20 protein-coding genes are annotated in these 20,768 nt (G+C 69.0%); 17 read left to right on the forward strand and 3 right to left on the reverse strand.

Annotation, left to right across the window (positions count from 1 at the left end; translation table 11 throughout):
- Nucleotides 1-32 precede the first annotated feature (32 nt).
- Nucleotides 33-2,384 carry a PAS domain S-box protein gene (locus MTBUT4_RS03635; RefSeq protein WP_173978300.1) on the forward strand — a complete coding sequence of 784 codons (2,352 nt, stop codon included), beginning with the start codon at nt 33-35 and terminating at the stop codon, nt 2,382-2,384.
- Between the two features lie 96 nt (nt 2,385-2,480).
- Here the strand turns inward: MTBUT4_RS03635 and MTBUT4_RS03640 are convergent, their stop codons facing one another.
- A complete protein-coding gene (locus MTBUT4_RS03640) occupies nt 2,481-2,993 on the reverse strand; it encodes a glycine cleavage system protein R (protein ID WP_173978301.1) in 513 nt (170 codons plus the stop codon).
- Between the two features lie 132 nt (nt 2,994-3,125).
- Between MTBUT4_RS03640 and MTBUT4_RS03645 the strand changes: the two genes are divergently transcribed.
- From MTBUT4_RS03645 to MTBUT4_RS03660, 4 genes are all read left to right on the forward strand, one after another.
- Nucleotides 3,126-3,644: an acyloxyacyl hydrolase gene (locus MTBUT4_RS03645; protein WP_173978302.1), complete on the forward strand. Its 519-nt coding sequence runs from the start codon at nt 3,126-3,128 to the stop codon at nt 3,642-3,644.
- A 23-nt stretch (nt 3,645-3,667) separates the two neighbouring features.
- Entirely contained in the window at nt 3,668-4,120 is a 453-nt protein-coding gene (locus MTBUT4_RS03650) for a cytochrome c (RefSeq protein ID WP_173978303.1), read from the forward strand.
- A gap of 88 nt (nt 4,121-4,208) precedes the next feature.
- Nucleotides 4,209-4,619 (forward strand): PA2779 family protein, encoded by a 411-nt coding sequence (locus tag MTBUT4_RS03655; protein WP_173978304.1) that lies wholly within the window; start codon nt 4,209-4,211, stop codon nt 4,617-4,619.
- Complete coding sequence (locus MTBUT4_RS03660) at nt 4,598-5,515, forward strand: PA2778 family cysteine peptidase (protein ID WP_173978305.1); 918 nt, start codon at nt 4,598-4,600, stop codon at nt 5,513-5,515. The genes MTBUT4_RS03655 and MTBUT4_RS03660 overlap by 22 nt, the downstream gene beginning before the upstream one ends.
- Nucleotides 5,516-5,517: 2 nt before the next feature.
- Here the strand turns inward: MTBUT4_RS03660 and MTBUT4_RS03665 are convergent, their stop codons facing one another.
- Nucleotides 5,518-6,291 carry a metallophosphoesterase gene (locus tag MTBUT4_RS03665; RefSeq protein ID WP_173978306.1) on the reverse strand — a complete coding sequence of 258 codons (774 nt, stop codon included), beginning with the start codon at nt 6,289-6,291 and terminating at the stop codon, nt 5,518-5,520.
- Nucleotides 6,288-7,202: a lipid kinase MamU gene (gene mamU / locus MTBUT4_RS03670; RefSeq protein ID WP_173978307.1), complete on the reverse strand. Its 915-nt coding sequence runs from the start codon at nt 7,200-7,202 to the stop codon at nt 6,288-6,290. The genes MTBUT4_RS03665 and mamU overlap by 4 nt, the downstream gene beginning before the upstream one ends.
- 152 nt (nt 7,203-7,354) lie before the next feature.
- Here mamU and MTBUT4_RS03675 point away from each other — a divergent pair, with 152 nt between their 5' ends.
- The 12 genes from MTBUT4_RS03675 (at nt 7,355) to bamA (ending at nt 20,767) form a co-directional block, all read left to right on the forward strand.
- Nucleotides 7,355-8,986, forward strand: coding sequence for an acyl-CoA synthetase (locus MTBUT4_RS03675; RefSeq protein ID WP_173978308.1), 1,632 nt, complete (start codon nt 7,355-7,357; stop codon nt 8,984-8,986).
- Between the two features lie 146 nt (nt 8,987-9,132).
- Nucleotides 9,133-10,242, forward strand: a complete 1,110-nt coding sequence (locus tag MTBUT4_RS03680) for an HD domain-containing phosphohydrolase (protein ID WP_173978309.1) — start codon at nt 9,133-9,135, stop codon at nt 10,240-10,242.
- 54 nt (nt 10,243-10,296) lie between these two features.
- A complete protein-coding gene (gene mepA / locus MTBUT4_RS03685) occupies nt 10,297-11,157 on the forward strand; it encodes a penicillin-insensitive murein endopeptidase (protein WP_305792102.1) in 861 nt (286 codons plus the stop codon).
- A 166-nt stretch (nt 11,158-11,323) separates the two neighbouring features.
- The gene (gene rpsB / locus MTBUT4_RS03690) at nt 11,324-12,142 is read left to right on the forward strand and encodes a 30S ribosomal protein S2 (protein ID WP_173978310.1); all 819 of its coding nucleotides are present in this window, start codon (nt 11,324-11,326) and stop codon (nt 12,140-12,142) included.
- A gap of 105 nt (nt 12,143-12,247) precedes the next feature.
- The gene (gene tsf / locus MTBUT4_RS03695; RefSeq protein ID WP_173978311.1) at nt 12,248-13,174 is read left to right on the forward strand and encodes a translation elongation factor Ts; all 927 of its coding nucleotides are present in this window, start codon (nt 12,248-12,250) and stop codon (nt 13,172-13,174) included.
- Nucleotides 13,175-13,306: 132 nt separating this feature from the next.
- Nucleotides 13,307-14,032: a UMP kinase gene (gene pyrH / locus MTBUT4_RS03700; RefSeq protein ID WP_371737512.1), complete on the forward strand. Its 726-nt coding sequence runs from the start codon at nt 13,307-13,309 to the stop codon at nt 14,030-14,032.
- Nucleotides 14,033-14,086: 54 nt separating this feature from the next.
- Nucleotides 14,087-14,608: a ribosome recycling factor gene (gene frr / locus MTBUT4_RS03705; RefSeq protein ID WP_217424108.1), complete on the forward strand. Its 522-nt coding sequence runs from the start codon at nt 14,087-14,089 to the stop codon at nt 14,606-14,608.
- 6 nt (nt 14,609-14,614) lie between these two features.
- Complete coding sequence (locus MTBUT4_RS03710) at nt 14,615-15,349, forward strand: isoprenyl transferase (RefSeq protein WP_173978313.1); 735 nt, start codon at nt 14,615-14,617, stop codon at nt 15,347-15,349.
- 6 nt (nt 15,350-15,355) lie between these two features.
- Nucleotides 15,356-16,147: a phosphatidate cytidylyltransferase gene (locus MTBUT4_RS03715; protein ID WP_173978314.1), complete on the forward strand. Its 792-nt coding sequence runs from the start codon at nt 15,356-15,358 to the stop codon at nt 16,145-16,147.
- Entirely contained in the window at nt 16,147-17,310 is a 1,164-nt protein-coding gene (locus MTBUT4_RS03720) for a 1-deoxy-D-xylulose-5-phosphate reductoisomerase (RefSeq protein WP_173978315.1), read from the forward strand. Before MTBUT4_RS03715 ends, MTBUT4_RS03720 begins: the two co-directional genes overlap by 1 nt.
- Nucleotides 17,311-17,312: 2 nt before the next feature.
- The gene (gene rseP, locus MTBUT4_RS03725) at nt 17,313-18,449 is read left to right on the forward strand and encodes an RIP metalloprotease RseP (RefSeq protein WP_173978316.1); all 1,137 of its coding nucleotides are present in this window, start codon (nt 17,313-17,315) and stop codon (nt 18,447-18,449) included.
- Nucleotides 18,450-18,496: 47 nt separating this feature from the next.
- On the forward strand, nt 18,497-20,767 hold the full coding sequence (bamA, locus tag MTBUT4_RS03730; protein WP_173978317.1) for an outer membrane protein assembly factor BamA: 2,271 nt from the start codon (nt 18,497-18,499) through the stop codon (nt 20,765-20,767).
- Nucleotide 20,768 lies beyond the last annotated feature (1 nt).

Below are 20,768 nucleotides of genomic sequence, written 5' to 3' on the forward strand. Positions count from 1 at the left end.
GGCTTCCCCTTCTGGCTGACTGAAGAAGGGCCATGGGTCGGATGCTAGCGGCTTCGGGACTGGGCGAACGACTTGCGGCCGCGCCGCCGCCGACCCCGGACTTCGTCATCGACGTCCTGGCGGCTGCGGCCGACTGGGTGTGGGAAACCGACCCGTCCCTGCGCATCGTCCGGCTGTCACCCACCTTCGGCGAGGGCACCGGCATCACCCCGGGCGATGTGGTCGGGCGGACCCTCGAGGAATTGCTGCGCCGCTTCCTGATCGACGATGGCGAACACCAGGACCAGCTTCACGCCGTGCGCGCCCTGGCGCCCTTCCGCAACCTGCGGCTGCGGCTGTGGGACGAGGCGCGGCGGCGCATGCGCCACTTCCTGCTGTCGGGGCGGCCCGGCTTCGCGCCGGGGGGCGCCTTCATCGGCTACCGCGGGGTCGGTCTCGACGTCACCGAACAGGCGGAAAGGGATTCGCGCGACGGCGAGAACCGCTTTCGCGCCATCTTCGACCATGCCGCGCTGGGCATCGCGGTGGTGCCGCCGGGCGGCACCCTGACCCACGCCAATCCCGCCATGTGCGCCATGTTCCAGTACCCCCCCGACGAGTTGGCGGAGCGGACCTTCCTCGACCTCGTCCACCCCGAGGACCGCCAGGCCGATGCCGAGGCGGCGCGCGGGCTGGTGCGGGGCACGGTGGAGAGCTTCACGCGGGAGAACCGCTACCGGCGCAAGGACGGCTCGCTGTTCTGGGGGCGGCTGACCGCGTCGCTGGCCCTCGGCGGCCGCGATGGTCCATTCGGCGTGGTGACCATCGAGGACATCGACGATCGCCGCCGCGCCGAGGAGAACCTGTCGCTGTTCCGCCGGGTGATGGACGCCTCGCACGAGGGGGTGGTGATCCTGTCGCCCTCCGGCCACATCCTCTACGCCAATTCTGCCTTCGCGCGGCTGTTCGCGGTGACCCAGGACGGCGTCGCCGGCACCCATTACCGCGGCTATTTCCCGCGCTCGTCGGAAGCGCTGCTGGACCGGGCGCTGACACCGGCGCTGCTGAGGGGCGAAAGCTGGGAAGGGGTGATCGAGGCGGTGGACGCCTCGGGGCGCATCTTCCCGGTCTGGCAGCGGGCCGGCGTGCTGCGCGACGATTCCGGCAAGGTGCGCTTCTTCTTCGCCTTCATGCACGACCACAGCGCCCAGCAGACCTTCGAGGACGAGCTGTTCGACGCCAAGGAGGCCGCCGAGGAGGCCAACGTCGCCAAGACCCGCTTCCTCGCCGCCGCCAGCCACGACCTGCGCCAGCCCATGCAGGCCCTGGCCATGTTCGTCGAGGTTCTGTCGGGCAGCGATCTCGATCCCGCCCGGGCCACCCTGGTGGGGCGGGTCCAGGATTCGGTGACCGCGCTGGAGGGGCTGCTGAACGGCCTGCTCGACGTGTCCAAGCTGGAGGCCGGGCTGGTGGTGCCGCAGGCCGACGACTTCGCCATCGGGCCGATGATGCGCCGGCTGGCCAGGGAATTCGAATCGCTGTGCGTGGCCGAGGGGATCAGGCTGTCGGCGGTTCCCACCGGCCTGGCGGTGCACACCGACGCGGCGCTGGTGGAACGCATCCTGCGCAACCTGCTGAACAACGCGGTGCGATACACCCCGGCGGGCGGGCGGGTGCTGTTCGGGTGCCGCCGGCGCGGCGACGTGCTGCGCCTCGAGGTTTGGGATTCCGGCATCGGTATTCCGCAGGCCGAACTGAGGAACATCTTCCGCGAATTCCACCAGGTGGGCAATTCCGGCCGCGACCGCCGCCAGGGGCTGGGCCTCGGGCTGGCCATCGTCGAGCGTCTCGCCCGTCTGCTGGGGCACCGCATCGACGTGCGCTCGGTGGAGGGGCGGGGCTCGGTCTTCGCGGTCGAGGTTCCGGTGTGCCACCGCCGTATCGCCCCGGGGGTGCGGCAGCTGCCCCTCGACCTGATGCGCCGGGGCGTCTCCATCCTGGTGATCGAGGACGAGCCCGACGTCCGCGACGGGCTCGAAGCCCTGCTCGCCAGCTGGGGCCATGTGGTGCTGGCGGCGGGCGGGGCCGACGAGGCGATCCGGCGGCTGCCCGGCTTCGGCCGCCTGCCCGACCTGATCATCGCCGATTACCGCCTGCAGAACGGCGAGACCGGTGGTCAGGCCATCGCCCGGATCGCCATCCATCTGCGCGCCGAGGGCAAGGTGCCGGCCATCATCGTCACCGGCGACACCGCGCCCGAGCGCCTGCAGCAGGCCCAGGCGCTGGGGCATCGGCTGCTGCACAAGCCGGTGCGCCCCGATGCGCTGCGGGCCGCTATCGAGGCGGCGTTGTCCGGGGGCTCGCGGCCGCGAAAGACCCCTGCGAGGAAGGCGAAGGCCTCTTGATCCCCGGCCGGGTGCCGCCACGTCAACCGCATTGGACGATGCGTCCTACATCAGCGGCCAGGTGATCCATCACAATGGTGGCGAACCGGTGAACGGTCAGGCTTCTTCCACGGTGCAGGCCAGGCCCAGTTCGCCGGCGGTGTTGGCGACGGTGGCCAGGCAGGCGGCGGCCCGCTCGGGAATGGCGACGGCGAAGCGGGTCACGTAGAGATTCTGTTCGGCCAGGCGCTGGGCGTCCATGCGCACGATGTTGGCCTGGAACTGGCCGAACACCTCGGACATGCGGGCGATCAGGCCGGGGCGGTCGCCGCCCGACACCACCACCCGGTGGGTGATGCGGCCCAGCGGCCCATGGGCGTCGTCCAGCTCGAACGGACGCACCGACACCCGGGCGGTGGCCAGCTCCGGCAGCGCTGCCAGATCGGCCTCGCATTCGGGCGCCGCCATGTCGTCGGGCAGGTGGCAAAGCGAGGTGAATTCCGCGCCCGCCCCCAGCATGGCGAAGCTGGTGTCGCCCAGATTGGCGCCGATCTCGAACAGCCGCCCGGTGATGGCGGCCACCAGGCCGGTGCGGTCGGGACAGAAGACGGAGATCAGGACGGTGCTCATGGGGCGGCGCTCCCGGACGAAGGGGGGACGCCATGATGGCCCGATCCCCGGCGTTTGCAACCCCGCCGATGGGGTGGGTCCTGGACCGAGGTCGCGGTAGGGCGCCGGGACAAGGCTCCCCATCTCCCGTCCATGCGCACCCTGATGCCGACCCTGATGCTCGTCCTGGCCGCGTTTCCGTCCTACGCCGAGGGAATCGAGGCGCGCCTGGGCGCGATGGCCCACGACGTCGGCGTGTTCGGCAATCGCAAGGAAGAGGGGCTGGACGCCAATATCGAGTTTCTGTTTCCCGCGCCGGCCTGGCTCGGGGCCGTGGGCGGGCCGCGCCCCCATGTGGGCGCCAGCGTCAGCTTCGCCGGCGACACCAGCCAGGTCTATGGCGGCCTGAGCTGGGCCTGGCGGCCGGTCGCCGGACTGTTCCTCGAGGGCTCGCTGGGAGCGGCGGCCCATGACGGCCGGCTGTCGAACGGCGGGACGGACCGCAAGGAACTGGGAACCCGCCTGCTGTTCCGCGAATCGGTTTCCGTGGGGGTGGAGCTGGATGGCGCCCATAGCGTGATGGTCACCTTCGACCACATCAGCAACGCCAATCTCGGGCGCCACAACGAGGGCATGGACAATCTGGGACTGCGCTGGGGCTACCGATTCTAGAGGAAAGTGGCTATGGTCTGGCCATGTCCGGCCGACGCATGATGACCCTTGCCGTGCTTGTTGTTCTGGCCGCCGGCGCCTTTGGCGGTTGGGGGTGGTGGCGCGGCCGCGACCGCATCGATCCGGCCGATCCCAAGCAGGTCGCCCGCGGCGAGGCGGTCTATCGCGGCCACTGCGCCGAATGCCATGGAGCCCGCCTGGAGGGCGAGCCCGACTGGCAGACGCGGCGGCCGACCGGGGAGCTGCCGGCGCCGCCGCACGATGCCTCGGGCCACACCTGGCACCATTCCGACCAGCACCTGTTCAGCATCACCAAGCACGGCCTGGCGCGGTTCGCGCCGCCGGACTACAAGACCAACATGCCGTCCTTCGTCGGACGCCTGTCCGACCGCGACATCCGGGCGGTGATCGCCTTCATCAAATCGACCTGGCCCGAAGACATCCGCCGACGCCAGCAGGCCCTCAACAATCGGTGAAGGGGGTAAGCCGCCTGTCCGACTGGCGCGCCCGTCCGGCGCCGCCATATGGGCGGATATCCCTTCACTGCCCGCGAGGATGTGCGCCATGGCCGAGTTCCGCCCTTGCCGTCATGCGGTTGCGGCCGTCACCGTGCTCGCCCTGGTGCTGGCCTCCGTGCCCGTACCCGCCGGGGCCCGGCTGGTCGCCACCGATACGGTCCTTGCCGCCGAGCAGCGGGACGGAGACCGCGAACGGGTCGCCGCCTTTCTGGCCCGTGACGACGTTCGCGCCCAGATGCAGGCGCTGGGGGTGTCGCCCGACGAGGCCGAGCGGCGGGTCGAGGCCATGTCGGACGAGGAGATCGCCCGCATCGCCGGCAATCTCGATACCCTGCCGGCCGGCGGCAACGGGCTCGGGGTGGTGATCGGCGCCGCGGTGCTGGTGTTCATCATCCTGCTGATCACCGACATTGCCGGCCTGACCAAGGTGTTCCCGTGGACCCGCAGCGTGCGCTGAGGGTGCTGGCCCTGCTGGTGATGGTGGCCGGCTGCGCCGGGCGTCCGCCGCTGGACTCCGCCGCCGTCCCGCCGGGCCTGCCGCCGACCGCCCGGGTGGCCGCGGTGCCGTTCCATCCCCAGGCCGAGAAGGCCTGCGGCCCGGCGGCGCTGGCGATGGTGCTGGAATGGGCGGGGGATGCCGGCAGGCTCGACCCGGCCGAGGTCTACACCCCGGGGCGCGAGGGCAGCATGACCGCCGACATGGTCGCTGCCGCGCGCCGCCATGGCCGCCTGGCGGTGCCGGTGCGCCGCCTCGAGGCGGTGCTGGCGGAACTGGCGGCCGGCCATCCGGTGCTGGTGTTCCAGAACCTCGGCCTGGACGCCTACCCGGTCTGGCATTTCGCCGTGGCGATCGGCTACGACCTGCCCCGCGACACCGTGGTGCTGCACTCCGGCACCGAGCGGGAACTGGAGCTGCCCCTGGACACCTTCGTCCGCACCTGGGAGCGGGGTGGGCGCTGGGCCATGGTGGTGACGGCGCCGGACCTCCTGCCCGCCACCGCTGCCGAGCGGGATGCGCTGGCCGCCGCGGCCGGACTGGAGCGGGCGCGGCGCACTCCCGAGGCGGTCGCGGCCTACGAGTCCGTTCTGGGACGCTGGCCCGACAGCGCGGCGGCCGCCATCGGCCTGGCCAATGCGCGCCATGCCCTGGGCGACCCGGCCGGGGCGGAGGCGGCGTTGCGCCGCGCCGTGGCGAACCGCCCGGAACTGGCGGCGGGCTGGAACAACCTGGCCCATGTGCTGCTGGGCCAGGGGCGGCGGGAGGAAGCCCGCCGCGCCGCCCGCCGCGCGGTGACGCTGGACCCCGATGACGATACCTACGCCGCGACACTGGCCGAGACGGCGGGGGAATAGCCCTACGTCGCGTGCCGCCACTGGCTGCCGGTCCTGTGGAAGCCGTGGCGGTGGGTGGCGTGGAACCGCTCTCCCGACCAGCCGCGCGTCTCGACCGTCATCGCCGCCGGCTCCACGCTGATCAGGGCATAGCCGTTGGCGTCCTCGCGCAGCCGCGTCGAGCAGGCGGTCGAGGCCTGGACCAGCACGCAGGAGCGATGATGGGACGCCACGATCAGCTCCACGTGCGCCTTGTGGACGTGACCGGTCAGGACCAGATCGACGCCCCGTTCCGCCAGCGCCTCGAACGGATGTCCGGCCAAGGCGGTGGCGGGGGGATGGTGAAGGAACACCACCCGGACGGCCTCGGCCGAGGCATCGGCCAGCACCGCATCCACGTGGTCGAGATGGCTGGCGCGCAGCTTGCCGCTGGTCCAGCGCAGATGGCGGGTGCTGTCGAGGCCGATGGCCACCACCTGGTCGTCGCGCCAGATGGGCCAGGTCTCGTGGCCGGGAAGGTGCTTCTCGAACTTGCTGCGGGGGCGGAACAGGCGGTGGATGGGGTTGAAGAAGGGGGCCAGATCGTGGTTGCCCGGCACCACCACCGAGGGCGCGTCGAGGCGGTCGAGGAAGGCGCGGGCGGCGGCGAACTGGTGCGTGCGCGCCCGCTGCGTCAGGTCGCCCGAGACGATCACCACATCGGGCCGGTGGCGCGACAGATCCTCCAGCAGCGCCTCCACCACCCGTTCGTCGGTGCGGCCGAAATGGAGGTCGGACAGGTGGGCCAGGATCCTCATCCCGGCTCTTCCGGCCTGCGGGGCACCAGCATGCTGAGCGAACGGGGGCGGGTGCGGAACACCAGGGGCGAGCGCAGGACGGTGACCTCGCCGTCCAGCGACAGCATCATCCGCCGCTTGCGTCCGGTGACCCGCACCTCATCGGCGCTGAAGGTGGCGAGCAGGCGCGGAATGTGCCAGCGCCCGATCAGCGCGTTGAGGGCCAGCCAGAGCAGGGACAGGCGCCGCGTCGACTTGGCCACATGCACCACCAGCTCGCCCTGGTCGAGGGATTCCCGGGTGGGCGGCAGGGTTTCCTGCCGCCACGCGTTGTTGGAGACGATGAGGACCGGAGTGGTCACCGTGGTGCTTTCGCCCCGCACCGTTATGGTCGCCCGCACCAGCGGGTAGCGTCGGAAGGCGCGCAGCGCCGCCAGGGCGAAGGCCGGCCACTTGCCGAAGCCTTCTTCGCGCTGGATGCGATCGCGCCGGCGCACCACCCAGGGATGCATCCCCAGTGACGCCCAGATGGTGAAGGGCAGGCCGTTGACCTCGCCCAGATCGACCGCCGCCACTTTGGGATCGGCCAGCAGGCGCGCCGCCTCGATGGGGTCGAGGGGCAGACCGATGTCGCGGGCCAGCAGGTTGAGGGTGCCCATGGGCAGCAGCCCGAGCGGCTTGCCCTCCTGCCCCAGTCCGGCCAGCACCGCGGTGAGCACGGTGCCGTCGCCGCCGCCGGCGACCACCGCGTCGATATCGGTGCGCAGCGCCGCCGCCGACATGGACAGCGCCAGATCGCGGCGTCCGGCGATCTCCACCTCGACGCTATGACCGCCCGCCCTCAGCGCTTCCGCCGCCTGGTCCACGGTGGGGCCGAGCGGCAGGCGGCGGAAGGTGCCAGCATTGCGGTTGATGAGCAGAACCAGACGCATGACCAATGACATGCTCCGCCGGGCGCCGGTGTCAACTGTTCGTGCGGCTGAGGGCCATATTGAAAATTCGCTCAGAGGACCGCATGCTGGCCCCGGCCCCCTGTTCGGGCAGGGGGAACAGGTTTGCTTGCCCACACGAAGGAATATTTTTGATGGCACACCCCTACGACACGGATCTCGGCAAGACCGCGGCCAATTTCGTGGCGCTCACGCCGCTTCACTTCCTCGAACGGGCGGCCGGCGTCTATCCCAAGCGGGTATCGTTGATCCATGGCGAGCAGCGTTTCACCTGGGGGGAAACCTACGCCCGCTGCCGCCGTCTCGCCTCGGCGCTGGCGGCGCGCGGCATCGGGCCGGGCGATACGGTGGCGGTGATGGCGCCCAACGTGCCGGCCATCTTCGAGGCCCATTTCGGCGTGCCGATGACCGGTGCCGTGCTGAACGCGCTGAACATCCGCCTCGATGCCGAGGCGCTGGCCTTCATCCTCGACCACGGCGAGGCCAAGGTCCTGATCACCGACCGCGAGTTCTCCGGCGTCATCAAGAAGGCGCTGTCGCTGTGCGCCAACAAGCGGATGCTGGTCATCGACATCGACGACCCGGTGGCCTCGGGCGGCGAGTTGTTGGGCGAGACCGATTACGAGGCCTTCATCGCCGGCGGCGATCCCGACTACCAGTGGCGCTGGCCGGCCGACGAGTGGGAAGCCATCTCGCTCAACTACACCTCGGGTACCACCGGCAATCCCAAGGGCGTCGTCTACCACCACCGCGGCGCCTACCTCAACGCCATCGGCAACGCCGTCACCTGGGGCATGAGCGGGCATCCGGTCTATCTCTGGACCCTGCCCATGTTCCACTGCAACGGCTGGTGCTTCCCGTGGACGGTGACCGCCCTGGCCGGCACCCATGTCTGCCTGCGCCGGGTCGATGCCGCCAACATGTTCACCGCCATCGAGCGCCACAAGGTCACCCATCTGTGCGGTGCGCCCATCGTCATGGGCATGCTGATCAACGCCACCGAGGCCGACCGGCGGCCGCTGCCCCACCCGGTGAACTTCATGACCGCGGCGGCGCCGCCGCCCGCCGCCGTCATCGGCCGGCTGGAGGCCCAGGGCTTCAAGCTCACCCACGTCTACGGCCTGACCGAAAGCTACGGCCCGGCCTCGGTCTGCGCCTGGCACGAGGAATGGGACGAACTGCCCCTTGATGAGCGGGCGCGCATGAAGTCGCGCCAGGGCGTGCGTTACGTGATGGAGGAGGGGCTGATGGTGGCCGATCCCACCACGCTGGAGCCGGTGCCCCGCGACGGCGAGACCATGGGCGAGGTGTTCTTCCGCGGCAACGTGGTGATGAAGGGCTACCTGAAGAACCCCAAGGCGACGGCGGAGGCCTTCGCCGGCGGCTGGTTCCATACCGGCGACCTGGGTGTTTGGCACGCCGACGGCTACATCGAGCTGAAGGACCGCTCGAAGGACATCATCATCTCGGGCGGCGAGAACATCTCCACCATCGAGGTGGAAGGCGTCCTCTACCAGCATCCCGATGTGGTCGAGGCGGCGGTGGTCGCCCGCCTGGACGACAAGTGGGGCGAGACCCCCTGCGCCTTCGTGATGGTGCGCGAAGGCTCGGAGGTGACCGAATTGGAACTGATCGCCTTCACCCGCGAGCGCCTCGCCCACTTCAAGTGTCCGCGCACGGTGGTGTTCGGCCCTTTGCCAAAGACCTCGACCGGCAAGATCCAGAAGTTCGTATTACGCGAAGTGGCGAAAAGGCTGGACTCCTAGGGCCGGATTCCTGTGGGGCAATACCCGGGGTCTGCGCCCCGGGTATTACTTTTCCGATACCATGGAACCTTTGACCGCCCGGCATTAGAGCGGTTACCCTCGTCACCGGATTGACATTTGTCAAAGCGTGCAGCCGCGGAGATCCCATGACCATCTACCGCCCGGTCCATCAAAGCCTGGCCGAACGGGTGATGTGCCTGCATGACGAGATCAAGCGGGATCTGCCGGGGGTCAACCGGGTGGCCATCGCCATCTACGACCCGCGCACCGATATCGTGAAATCCTTCCTGCATTCCTCGGAGGGCGACAGCCCGTTCGAGCATACGGTGGCGCGGCTCGCGGATCTCAAGCCGCTGGCGGAACTGGCGCGCACCGGGGCACGGCGGGTCATCCACGACCTCGAGATCCATCCCACCACCACCCCCGCCCACAACCGGCGCCTGGTCAAGGCCGGCTACCGGTCCAGCTATACCGTGCCGATGTTCAACAAGGGCACCTTTCACGGCTTCCTGTTCTTCAACTCGTTCGAGCCCGGCTATTTCAGCCAGCCGGTGGTGCACCGCCTGCGGCCGCTGGCCGAGGTGGTGGCGCTGACCGCGGTCATGGAACTGGATGCCGTGCGGATGATCCAGGCGGCGGTCAAGACCGTGCGCCAGATCAGCCACGTCCGCGACGAGGAAACCGGCAGCCACCTGGAGCGGATGGCCCGCTACGCCCGGCTGATCGCGCTCCGGCTGGCGCCGCGCCAGGGCCTGACTGACGAATGGGTGGAGCTGCTGTTCCAGTTCGCGCCGCTGCACGACGTGGGCAAGATCGCCGTGCCCGACCACATCCTGTTCAAGCCCGGCCGGCTCTCCCCCGAGGAATTCGCGGTGATGCGCAATCACGTGGCGCGCGGGGTCGAGATCGTCGACGTGATGGCCAGCACCTTCCGCATCGCCGATGCCGGCTATGTGCGCATCCTGCGCAACGTCGTCGCCCACCACCACGAATGCATCGACGGCACCGGCTATCCCAATGGCCTGGCCGGCAACGGCATCTCGCTGGAGGGCCGGATCGCCGCGGTGGCCGACGTCTTCGACGCGCTGACCTCGAACCGGCCCTACAAGAACGCCTGGAGCAACCAGGACGCGCTGGACTATCTGGCGGCCGAGGCGGGGCGCAAGTTCGATGCCGATGCGGTCGAGATCCTGCGCAGCAGCGGCGCCGCCATCCATGACATCCAGAGCCAGTTCGCCGAATGCGACTTTGATTGAGGCGTTCTTAACCCGGGCACGGTAGACCGATTCGTCGGCGGCAGGGAGACGGACATGCGCGGCGTTCTGGGGGGAGTGGCGCTTGTGATGGCGCTGGGGCTGGCGCCGTCGGCCCATGCCGCGGGCGAGGCGTGGGCGGCGGTGCGGCTGCCCTCGGCGCAGGATGAGTTGCCCCAGGCGATGGGCTCGGCCGCCGCCGGATGCCTGGCGGGGGCGCGGCCGCTGCCGGCCGGAGGCGAGGGCTACCAGGTGCTGCGGCCCCAGCGCAACCGCTTCTGGGCCCATCCCGATACCATCGCCTACGTCGAGGGCCTGGGGCGCCGTGCCGCCCTGGAAGGCCTGGGGCCGCTGCTGGTGGGGGATCTGTCGCAGCCGCGCGGCGGGCCGATGCCCTATGGCCATGGCAGCCATCAGCACGGGCTCGACGTCGATATCTGGTTCAAGCTGCCCGGCCGCCCGCTGAATGACGCCGAACTGGCCGGCCCGGTCCCGATCACCATGGTGAAGGGCACCAAGGTTGCCGCGACGTGGGGCAGGGGCCAGATGCGCCTGCTGCAACTCGCCGCCGCCGATCCGGGCGTCGACCGCATCTTCGTCAACCCGGCGATCAAGGCCCAGGCCTGCCGCAGCGCCGGCGGCGACCGCGGGTGGCTGGCCAAGCTGCGGCCATGGTGGGGCCACGACGAGCACTTCCACGTCCGCCTCGCCTGTCCCGCCGGCAGCCCGGGCTGCGTGCCCCAGCCGGCGGTGCCGGCGGGCGACGGCTGCGGGGCCGAGCTGGCTTCGTGGAACGCCAAGCCGACCCTGCTTCCCGATTCAGCCAAGGACAAGCCCAACCGGCGCCGCCCGGTGCTGCCGGCGGCCTGCGAACGCCTGCTGGCCGAACCCGAGCTGCATGCGGCGGGCGGACGCTAGGTCGGTCGGGAACTTCTTGCCAAACCGGCCGGGAACCTTTACATACCCGCCCACAAATCCGCACGCGGGTCCGCGGCGGCGTGTTCGCACGTCCGTCGCTCCGGTGCCGGGGGTTCCCCCGGCGACACCCGCGGAGGCTCAACCGGAGAACGAAGGGACTCTCTCCATGGCTCTGCCCTCTTTCACCATGCGCCAGCTCGTCGAGGCCGGCGTCCATTTCGGCCACAACACCCGCCGCTGGAACCCCAAGATGGCGCCGTTCCTGTTCGGCGTGCGCAACGGCATCCACATCATCGACCTGCAGCAGTCGGTGCCGATGCTTCACGGCGCTATGAGCGCGGTGCGCAACGTGGTCGCCGGTGGCGGCCGCGTGCTGTTCGTCGGCACCAAGCGCGCCGCCTCGGACATCGTCGCCGAATCGGCCAAGAAGTGCGGCCAGTACTATGTCAACCACCGCTGGCTCGGCGGCATGCTGACCAACTGGAAGACCATCTCGCACTCCATCAAGCGCCTGCGCGAGCTGGACGAGCAGCTGGCCTCGGGCGCCCTGTCGGGCCTGACCAAGAAGGAGCAGCTGAACCTCTCGCGCGAGAAGGAGAAGCTGGACCGCGCCCTGGGCGGCATCAAGGACATGGGCGGCCTGCCCGACATCCTGTTCATCATCGACACCAACAAGGAGTCGCTGGCGGTGCAGGAAGCCAACAAGCTGGGCATCCCGGTGGTGGCCATCCTGGACTCCAACTCGGACCCGGCCGGCATCAACTTCCCGGTCCCGGGCAACGATGACGCCATCCGTGCCATCCAGACCTATTGCGACCTGATGGTCGGCGCGGTGCTGGACGGCATCCAGGCCGAGATCGGTCGCTCGGGCGGTGACATCGGCGCCCAGGCCGAGGCCCCGGTCGAGGTCATCCCGGCCGCCGTGGCCGAGGAGGTTCCGGCCGCCGTCGAAGGTGAAACCGGGGAAGCCGCCTCGGCCGAGTAGGCCTTTGGCCCGGAAACATGGCGGCGACCTCAGTCGCCGCCATTTTCTTAACAAAACAACGCATTGAATTCGTTTTCCGAGACTCCAGGCGAAAAGGAATATCCCATGGCCGAGATCACAGCTGCGCTTGTCAAGGAGCTGCGCGAGAAGACTGGCGCCGGCATGATGGACTGCAAGAAGGCGCTGGGCGAGACCGCCGGCGACCTCGAAGCCGCGGTCGACTGGCTGCGCAAGAAGGGCCTGGCCGCCGCCGCCAAGAAGGCCGGCCGCGTCGCCGCCGAGGGCCTGGTGGGCGTCGCCGCCTCGGGCACCGCCGGTGTCGCCGTCGAGGTCAATGCCGAGACCGACTTCGTCGCCCGCAACGAGCAGTTCCAGGGCTTCGTCGCCTCGGTCGCCAAGGTCGCGCTGGAGACCGGCGACGATATCGAAGCGATCAAGGCCGCCGCCTTCCCGGGTGCCGGCAAGTCGGTCGCCGAGCAGCTGACCGGGCTGATCGCCACCATCGGCGAGAACATGAACCTGCGCCGTGCCGTCCGCCTGCAGGTCGCCCAGGGCGTGGTCGCCACCTACATGCACTCGTCCATCGCCCCCGGCCTGGGCAAGATCGGCGTGCTGGTCGCCCTCGAATCGGCCGGCGACCAGGGCAAGCTGGCGGATCTGGGCAAGCAGATCGCCATGCACGTGGCGGCCGCCAACCCGCTGTTCCTGGACAGCTCGTCGGTCGATGCCTCGGCGCTCGAGCGCGAGAAGGCGGTGCTGACCGAGCAGGCCCAGGCCTCGGGCAAGCCGGCCAACGTCATCGAGAAGATGGTCGAAGGCCGCATCCGCAAGTACTACGAGGAAGTCTGCCTGCTCGACCAGGTGTTCGTGATCGACCAGGAGACCAAGATCGCCAAGGTGGTCGAGAATGCCGCCAAGGACGTCGGCGCCCCGGTCAAGCTGACCGGCTTCGCCCGCTTCGCCCTGGGCGAGGGCATCGAGAAGGAAGAGAAGGACTTCGCCGCCGAAGTCGCCGCCCAGCTGGGCGGCTGACGCCGAGGCGCGGCCGCCGGGGCACCGGCGGCCGCCCTGGTGACGAGACCCAAGACAGGCGGGCGCGATGGTGTGTATGATCGCCGCGCCGCCCCACCCGGGTCTTCCGCAACTCCCCTGACCGAGGATGCCATGGCCAGCGACGCCAAGTTCCGCCGCGTTCTCCTCAAAGTCTCGGGCGAGGGCCTGATGGGGTCGCGCGACTACGGCCTCGACCCTGCCACCATCGACCGCATCGCCGGTGAAATCCAGTCGGTGCGCGACCTCGGTGTCGAGGTCTGCTGCGTGGTCGGCGGCGGCAACATCTTCCGTGGCGTCTCGGGCGCCGCCAAGGGCATGGAGCGGGCGGCCGCCGACAACATGGGCATGCTGGCCACCGTGATGAACGCCCTGGCGCTGCAGAATTCCATGGAGGGCCGCGGCATCGAGACCCGCGTGCAGTCGGCCATTCCCATGCCGTCGGTGTGCGAATCCTTCATCCGCCGCCGCGCCATCCGCCACCTCGAGAAGAAGCGGGTGGTGATCTTCGCCGCCGGCACCGGCAATCCGTTCTTCACCACCGACACCGCCGCCGCCTTGCGGGCGGTGGAAATGGGTTGCGACGCCCTGCTCAAGGCCAGCCAGGTGGACGGCGTCTATTCCGCCGACCCCAAGAAGGTCCCGGACGCGATCCGCTACGACCGCCTGAGCTTCCATGACGTGCTGGCCCGCGACCTGGCGGTGATGGACGCCTCGGCCATTTCGCTGTGCCGCGAGAACAACGTGCCCATCGTCGTCTTCGACATGCACACCGACGGTGCCTTCGCCGAGGTGGTGTCGGGGCGCGGGCGCTTCACCATCATCAACGAAGGGGGCTGAATCGTGTCCGCGCCGAATAATTGGAGCGATCTCAGGAAGGACGTCGCCCACCGCATGGACAATGCGGTCGAGGTGCTGAAGAAGGAATTCGCCGGCCTGCGCACCGGCCGCGCCGCCGCGTCGCTGCTCGAGCCGGTGGTGGTCGAGGCCTATGGCCAGGCCATGCCGCTGACCCAGTGCGGCACCATCGGCGTGCCCGAGCCGCGCATGCTGACCGTCCAGGTCTGGGACAAGGGCCTGGTCAAGGCGGTCGAGAAATCCATCCGCGACGCCGGCCTCGGCCTCAATCCCCAATCCGACGGCCAGCTGGTGCGGGTGCCGATTCCGGCGCTGAACGAGGAGCGGCGCAAGGAGCTGCAGAAGGTCGCCGGCAAGTACGCCGAGCAGGCCCGGGTGGCGGTGCGCAATGTGCGGCGCGACGGCATGGACGCGCTGAAGAAGCTGGCCAAGGATGGTCACGTCTCGGAGGACGAGACCCACAAGCACGAAAAAGACATCCAGGTCCTGACGGACGAGACGATCAAGAAGATCGACGACCATCTCGTCCATAAGGAAAAGGAAATCATGCAGGTCTAGCCCGGAATGGACCCCGCGCCCTCGCCAGCCCAGCCGCCGCCGCCGCCGGTTCACGTCGCCATCATCATGGATGGCAACGGCCGCTGGGCGAAGGCGCGCGGGATGCCCCGCACCGCCGGCCACAAGCGCGGGGCCGAAGCGGTGCGGCGCACCGTCGAGGCGGCGCGCGAGATGGGCGTCTCCTATCTCACCCTCTACGCCTTCTCGTCGGAAAACTGGAAGCGCCCGGCCGGTGAGGTCACCGACCTGATGGGCCTGTTGCGCCTCTACCTGCGCAACGAGGTGTCCAATCTCAACAAGAACGGCATCCGCCTGAAGGTGATCGGCGACCGCACCCGCCTGGGGGCCGACATCGTCGCGCTGATCGAGGAATCCGAGGCCCGCACCGCCGCCAACACGGCGCTGACCCTGGTGCTGGCGCTGTCCTACGGCGGCCGCCAGGAGATCGTCGCGGCGGCCCGCCTGCTGGCCGAGGAGGTCAAGGCCGGCCTGCTGGCGCCATCGGCCATCGACGACGTGGCGCTGGCCTCGCGGCTATCCACCAACGGCATTCCCGACCCCGATCTGGTGATCCGGACGTCGGGCGAGAAGCGCATCTCCAATTTCCTGCTGTGGCAGGGCGCTTATGCCGAATTGGTTTTCCTTGACGTTCTGTGGCCGGATTTCGGACGCGACGAACTGGAGTCCGCGATCAGCGACTACCACCGCCGCGACCGCCGCTACGGCACCGCGGCCGGCTGAGATTCCGTGCTCGGAAAACGCGTCCTCTCCGCCCTGGTGATGGCACCGCCGGCCCTGGCCGCGATCTGGCTGGGCGGCTACGCCTTCGCCGCCCTGGCGGCGGTGGCGGTGGTGGTGATGGTCTGGGAATGGCACCGCATGGCCCTGGGCGGAATGGGGGCGACGTGGTGGATCGGCGCCCTCGCCGGTGCCGGCGCTGCCCTGGCCGCGGTCGATTTCCCGGCCGCCGCGCTCGCCCTGATCGCCGCGGCGACCGTCGCGGCGGCGGCCACCGCGCCGGGCAGCGGCGAGCGCCGTCACCTGTGGGCGGCCATGGGGGTGCTCTATGCCGGTCTGCCGTCGCTGGCTCTGGTCTGGCTGCGCGGAGACAGCGACCTCGGGCGCATCACCGTGATCTGGCTGTTCCTGCTGGTCTGGGCCACCGACATCGGCGCCTATGCTGCCGGGCGCACCATCGGCGGCCCGCTGCTGATGCCGCGTGTCAGCCCGAAGAAGACCTGGGCCGGCCTGCTCGGCGGCGTCGCCTCCGCCGCCCTGGTCGGCCTCGCCATGGGTGCGGCGGTCGGCCACGCCGGCCTGGCCGGCCTGGCCGTGGCCAGCGGTGTGCTGGCGGTGGTGGCCCAAGCAGGTGATCTGTTCGAAAGCTGGGTGAAGCGCCACTTCGGGGTCAAGGACTCGAGCAACATCATTCCCGGCCATGGCGGATTGCTCGACCGGGTCGACGGATTGCTGGCCGCCGCCGCTTTGGTGGCGCTGGCGACCTGGAGCTCGGGCCGGGCGGTACTGGAGTGGCAGTGATGGACGGGCGCCGCGGCATCACCATTCTCGGTTCGACCGGCTCCATCGGCCGCAACACGGTGGAGCTGGTGGAGGCGCGGCCCGACCTGTACCGGGTCGAGGCGCTGGTCGCCAATTCCAGCGTCGACAGCCTTGCCGCCCAGGCCCGGCGGCTCAAGCCGCGCATGGCGGTGGTGGCCGATGCCGCCCATTACGGCGCCCTCAGGGAGGCCCTGGCCGGCACCGGGATCGCGGTCGCCGCCGGTTCCGAGGCGGTGGTCGAGGCGGCGCGCCTGCCGGCCGATTGGGTGATGGCCGCCATCGTCGGCGCCGCCGGACTGGCACCGACCCTGGAAGCGGTGCGCCGTGGTGCGGTGGTCGCCCTGGCCAACAAGGAATGCCTGGTCTGCGCCGGCGACCTGATGATCGCCGAGGTGGCCGCCCACGGCGCCACCCTGCTGCCGGTTGATTCCGAACATTCCGCCATCTTCCAGGTGCTGGAACCCGACCAGGCCGACAAGATCGAGAAGATCGTGCTGACCGCCTCGGGCGGGCCGTTCCGGTCGCGCAGCCGCGCCGAGATGGCGGCGGTGACGCCGGAAGAGGCGGTGGCCCACCCCAACTGGTCCATGGGCGCCAAGATCTCGGTCGATTCGGCGACCATGATGAACAAGGGCCTGGAGCTGATCGAGGCGCATCACCTGTTCGCCCAGCCGGAAGAGCGCATCGACATCGTGGTCCATCCCCAGTCGGTGATCCATTCCATGGTGTCCTATGTCGACGGATCGGTGCTGGCGCAGCTCGGCAGTCCCGACATGCGCACGCCCATCGCCTATGCGCTGGGCTGGCCCGACCGCATCCACGCGCCGGCCCCCCGGCTGGATCTCGCCGCAATCGGCCAGCTGACCTTCGAGGCGCCCGACGCCATCCGCTTCCCCGCCCTGCGGCTGGCGCGGCGCGCCTTGCAAAGCGGGGGATCGGCACCTACGATCCTCAACGCCGCGAACGAAATCGCGGTGGAGGCGTTCCTGGGGCGGCGCATCGGTTTCCTCGACATCGCCGCGGTGGTGGAACGGACCCTGGACGAATCAGATGCGGGCCGTCCCGCCTCGATCGCCGAGGTGCTGGAACAGGACCGCACCGCGCGTGAACGTGCCTGGGCAGTGATCAAGTCGATCGGGTGAACATGGAATTCCTTGCCGGTTTCTGGAACTACGTCATCGTCTTCCTGGTCATCCTGACCGTGGTGGTGTTCGTGCACGAGCTCGGGCACTACCTGGTGGCGCGCCACAACGGCGTGCGGGTCGACGTCTTTTCCATCGGGTTCGGACCGGAACTGTTCGGCTGGAACGACCGGGCCGGCACCCGCTGGCGCGTCAGCCTGCTGCCATTGGGTGGCTACGTGAAGATGTTCGGCGACGCCGACGCCGCCTCGGCCACCCCCGACGGCCGGCCCATGACCGACGAGGAGAAGGCGCAAAGCTTCCAGCACAAGCGGGTCGGGCAGCGCGCCGCCATCGTGGTCGCCGGGCCGGCGGCCAACTTCATCTTCGCCATCGTCGGCCTGGCCCTGATGTTCATGGCCCTGGGCCAGCCGGTGACCGAGCCGGTGGTCGGGCAGGTCCATGCCGGGACCGCCGCCGAGGAGGCCGGGCTTAAGGCCGGCGACCGGGTGGTCGCCGTCAACGGCACCAAGGTGGAGCGCTTCCAGGACATCCAGCGGATCGTGCGGCTCGAGATCGAGCGGCCGCTGGAGCTGGAGATCGAGCGCGCCGGCGGCCGGCTGGCGATCCAGGCGCAGCCGCGCATCGTCGAGCGCAAGGGCCTGTTCGGCGACATGGAGAAGGTGCCGGTCCTGGGCATCAGCGCCGATGCCGCCAGCACGCAGGTGGTCCGCCACGGCCCCGGCACCGCGCTGTTCGAGGCGCTGCGGGAGACCGAGACCATGGTGACGTCCACGTTCGTGGGCATCGGCCAGATGATTGCCGGAACCCGGGACAGCGACGAACTGGGCGGTCCCATCCGCATCGCCAAGGGGGCGGGCGAGGCGGCCCAGCTCGGTCTGTCCAGTGTTGTTTTCTACACCATCCTGCTGTCTCTTAACCTGGGATTAATCAATTTGTTTCCGATCCCAGTACTCGACGGCGGCCACCTGGTGTTTTATGCGTTCGAAGCCATCCTTGGTAGGCCGTTGGGCGAGAAGGCACAAGAATATGGTTTCCGAATCGGCCTGTTTCTGGTATTGGCCTTAATGGTCTTCGCCACCCGGAACGATATCGTATCCCTTCCGGTCTGGAATGTGGTGAAGAACGCACTGTCGTGACGGGGTTCCGCCCCCTATGATCGGGCGGAGGTGTTCAGGGGGACTGTATGGCTTTCGTCCGCGGGTTGGCTTTGGCGTCTTTGCTGTTGGCGATGGCCTTCCCGGCCGTCGCCCAGGAAGGTGGACGAGTCCGGCAGATCGTCGTCCAGGGCACCCAGCGCATCGAGGTCGAGACCGTCAAGTCCTATATGGCCCTTGCCGAGGGCGACCCCTACAGCCCCGAGCGCATCGACCGCTCGCTGAAGACCCTGTTCAACACCGGCCTGTTCGCCGACGTCGCCATCCGGCGCGAGGGCGACGCGGTGGTGGTGCGCGTGGTCGAGAATCCGATCATCAACCGCATCGCCTACGAAGGCAACAAGCGCATCAAGGACGAGCAGCTGGAGCAGGAAACCCAGCTGCGCCCCCGCGTCGTCTTCACCCGCACCAAGGTCCAGAACGACGTCAAGCGCGTCCTCGATCTCTACAAGCGCAACGGCCGCTTCGCCGCCACGGTCGAACCCAAGATCATCCAGCTGGAACAGAACCGTGTCGATCTGGTCTACGAGATCAGCGAGGGCGAGCCGACCTACGTCAAGCGCATCAATTTCGTCGGTAACCGCAAGTACACGGATTCGCGCCTGCGCGAGGTGCTGGCGACCAAGGAAGAGCGCTGGTACCGCTTCCTGTCCTCGGACGACACCTACGATCCGGACCGCATCACCTACGACCGCGAGCTGCTGCGCCGCTATTACCTGAAGCACGGCTTCGCCGACTTCCGGGTAGTGTCCGGCGTCGCCGAACTGACCCCCGACCGCGGCGGCTTCTTCGTCACCTTCACGGTGGAGGAGGGCGACCGGTATACCTTCGGCAAGTCGGACATCAAGGCCAACCTCAAGAACCTCAATGCCGACGAACTGAGCCCGCTGCTCATCTCGGAAGAGGGCGAGTGGTACAACGCCGACGAGGTCGAGCAGATCGTCCAATCCATGACCGACCGGATCGGCCAGAAGGGTTTCGCCTTCGTCGATGTGCGGCCGCAGATCAACCGCGACCCGGCCAACAAGGTCATCAACGTCACCTATGACGTCCAGGAAGGTCCGCGCGTCTATGTCGAGCGTATCGACATCACCGGCAACGTGCGCACCCTGGACAAGGTGATCCGCCGCGAGTTCCGCCTGGTCGAGGGCGACGCCTTCAACACCGCGAAGCTGCGGCGGTCGCGCCAGCGCATCAAGGACCTCAACTTCTTCGAGAAGGTCGAGGTCAACAACGTGCCCTCCGAGACGGCGCCGGACCGCACCGTGGTCAAGGTCGACGTCCAGGAGAAGTCCACCGGCGAGCTTTCCTTCGGCGTCGGCTGGTCCACCATCGCCGGCCCGCTGGTCGAGGCGTCCCTGCGCGAGCGCAACCTGCTCGGCCGCGGCCAGGACCTGCGCCTGACCGCCTCGGTGGGAACCAAGCGCAATCAGGCCGAATTGTCGTTCACCGAGCCCTACTTCCTCGACCGTGGCGTTTCCGCCGGCTTCGACATCTTCGCCGTCACCCGCAAGCTGCAGCGCGAAAGCTCGTACGACGCCAAGGCCATGGGCGCCTCGTTGCGCACCGGCTACGCCATCACCGAGAATTTGCGCCAGGACTGGAAGTACCTTCTGCGCCGGGACGAGGTGGAGAATGTCAGCTCGGCCGCCTCGACCTTCATCAAGGAACAGCAGGGAACCTCGACGACGTCCTCGGTTCAGCAGACTCTGCTGTGGGACTACCGCGACAGCCGCATCGACCCGTCCGAGGGCTATTACGTCCGCATCAACAACGAGCTGGCCGGCTTCGGCGGGACCCAGCGGTTCCTGCGCAACAACATCGGCGGTGGCCATTATTTCCCGCTGGCCGAACAGGTGACCCTGGGCATCAGCGGCAATGCCGGCCACATCCTGGGCCTGGACGAAAAGATCCGCATCACCGAGCGCTACTTCCTCGGCGGCGAGACCCTTCGTGGCTTCGCCACCGCCGGCGTCAGCCCGCGCGACGCCACCACCGGCGATGCGCTCGGCGGCCTGTGGCAGTATTACGGCACCGCCCAGGTCAAGTTCCCGGTCGGCCTGCCGGACGAATACGGGGTGCTGGGCCAGGCCTTCACCGATTTCGGCGGCATCGGCCAGACCGAGAAGTATTCCACCGGCACCATCAACCACTCCAGCACCCCCCGCGCGGCGGTGGGCGTCGGTCTCAGCTGGAAGTCGCCGATGGGCCCGGTGGCCGTCGATATCGCGGTGCCGGTGATGAAGGAAGCCTTCGACGAGACGGAATTCTTCCGGTTCAATTTCGGCACGAGGTTCTAGC

The sequence above is a fragment of the Magnetospirillum sp. UT-4 genome (assembly GCF_902729435.1).
GTDB lineage: Bacteria > Pseudomonadota > Alphaproteobacteria > Rhodospirillales > Magnetospirillaceae > Magnetospirillum.

Coding starts and splice junctions, on each gene's coding strand:
- MTBUT4_RS03635 (WP_173978300.1), top strand. CDS start 33: ATGGGTCGGATGCTAGCGGCTTCGGGACTGGGCGAACGACTTGCGGCC.
- MTBUT4_RS03640 (WP_173978301.1), bottom strand. CDS start 2,993: ATGAGCACCGTCCTGATCTCCGTCTTCTGTCCCGACCGCACCGGCCTG.
- MTBUT4_RS03645 (WP_173978302.1), top strand. CDS start 3,126: ATGCGCACCCTGATGCCGACCCTGATGCTCGTCCTGGCCGCGTTTCCG.
- MTBUT4_RS03650 (WP_173978303.1), top strand. CDS start 3,668: ATGTCCGGCCGACGCATGATGACCCTTGCCGTGCTTGTTGTTCTGGCC.
- MTBUT4_RS03655 (WP_173978304.1), top strand. CDS start 4,209: ATGGCCGAGTTCCGCCCTTGCCGTCATGCGGTTGCGGCCGTCACCGTG.
- MTBUT4_RS03665 (WP_173978306.1), bottom strand. CDS start 6,291: ATGAGGATCCTGGCCCACCTGTCCGACCTCCATTTCGGCCGCACCGAC.
- mamU (WP_173978307.1), bottom strand. CDS start 7,202: ATGCGTCTGGTTCTGCTCATCAACCGCAATGCTGGCACCTTCCGCCGC.
- MTBUT4_RS03675 (WP_173978308.1), top strand. CDS start 7,355: ATGGCACACCCCTACGACACGGATCTCGGCAAGACCGCGGCCAATTTC.
- MTBUT4_RS03680 (WP_173978309.1), top strand. CDS start 9,133: ATGACCATCTACCGCCCGGTCCATCAAAGCCTGGCCGAACGGGTGATG.
- mepA (WP_305792102.1), top strand. CDS start 10,297: ATGCGCGGCGTTCTGGGGGGAGTGGCGCTTGTGATGGCGCTGGGGCTG.
- rpsB (WP_173978310.1), top strand. CDS start 11,324: ATGGCTCTGCCCTCTTTCACCATGCGCCAGCTCGTCGAGGCCGGCGTC.
- tsf (WP_173978311.1), top strand. CDS start 12,248: ATGGCCGAGATCACAGCTGCGCTTGTCAAGGAGCTGCGCGAGAAGACT.
- pyrH (WP_371737512.1), top strand. CDS start 13,307: ATGGCCAGCGACGCCAAGTTCCGCCGCGTTCTCCTCAAAGTCTCGGGC.
- frr (WP_217424108.1), top strand. CDS start 14,087: ATGGACAATGCGGTCGAGGTGCTGAAGAAGGAATTCGCCGGCCTGCGC.
- MTBUT4_RS03710 (WP_173978313.1), top strand. CDS start 14,615: ATGGACCCCGCGCCCTCGCCAGCCCAGCCGCCGCCGCCGCCGGTTCAC.
- MTBUT4_RS03720 (WP_173978315.1), top strand. CDS start 16,147: ATGGACGGGCGCCGCGGCATCACCATTCTCGGTTCGACCGGCTCCATC.
- rseP (WP_173978316.1), top strand. CDS start 17,313: ATGGAATTCCTTGCCGGTTTCTGGAACTACGTCATCGTCTTCCTGGTC.
- bamA (WP_173978317.1), top strand. CDS start 18,497: ATGGCTTTCGTCCGCGGGTTGGCTTTGGCGTCTTTGCTGTTGGCGATG.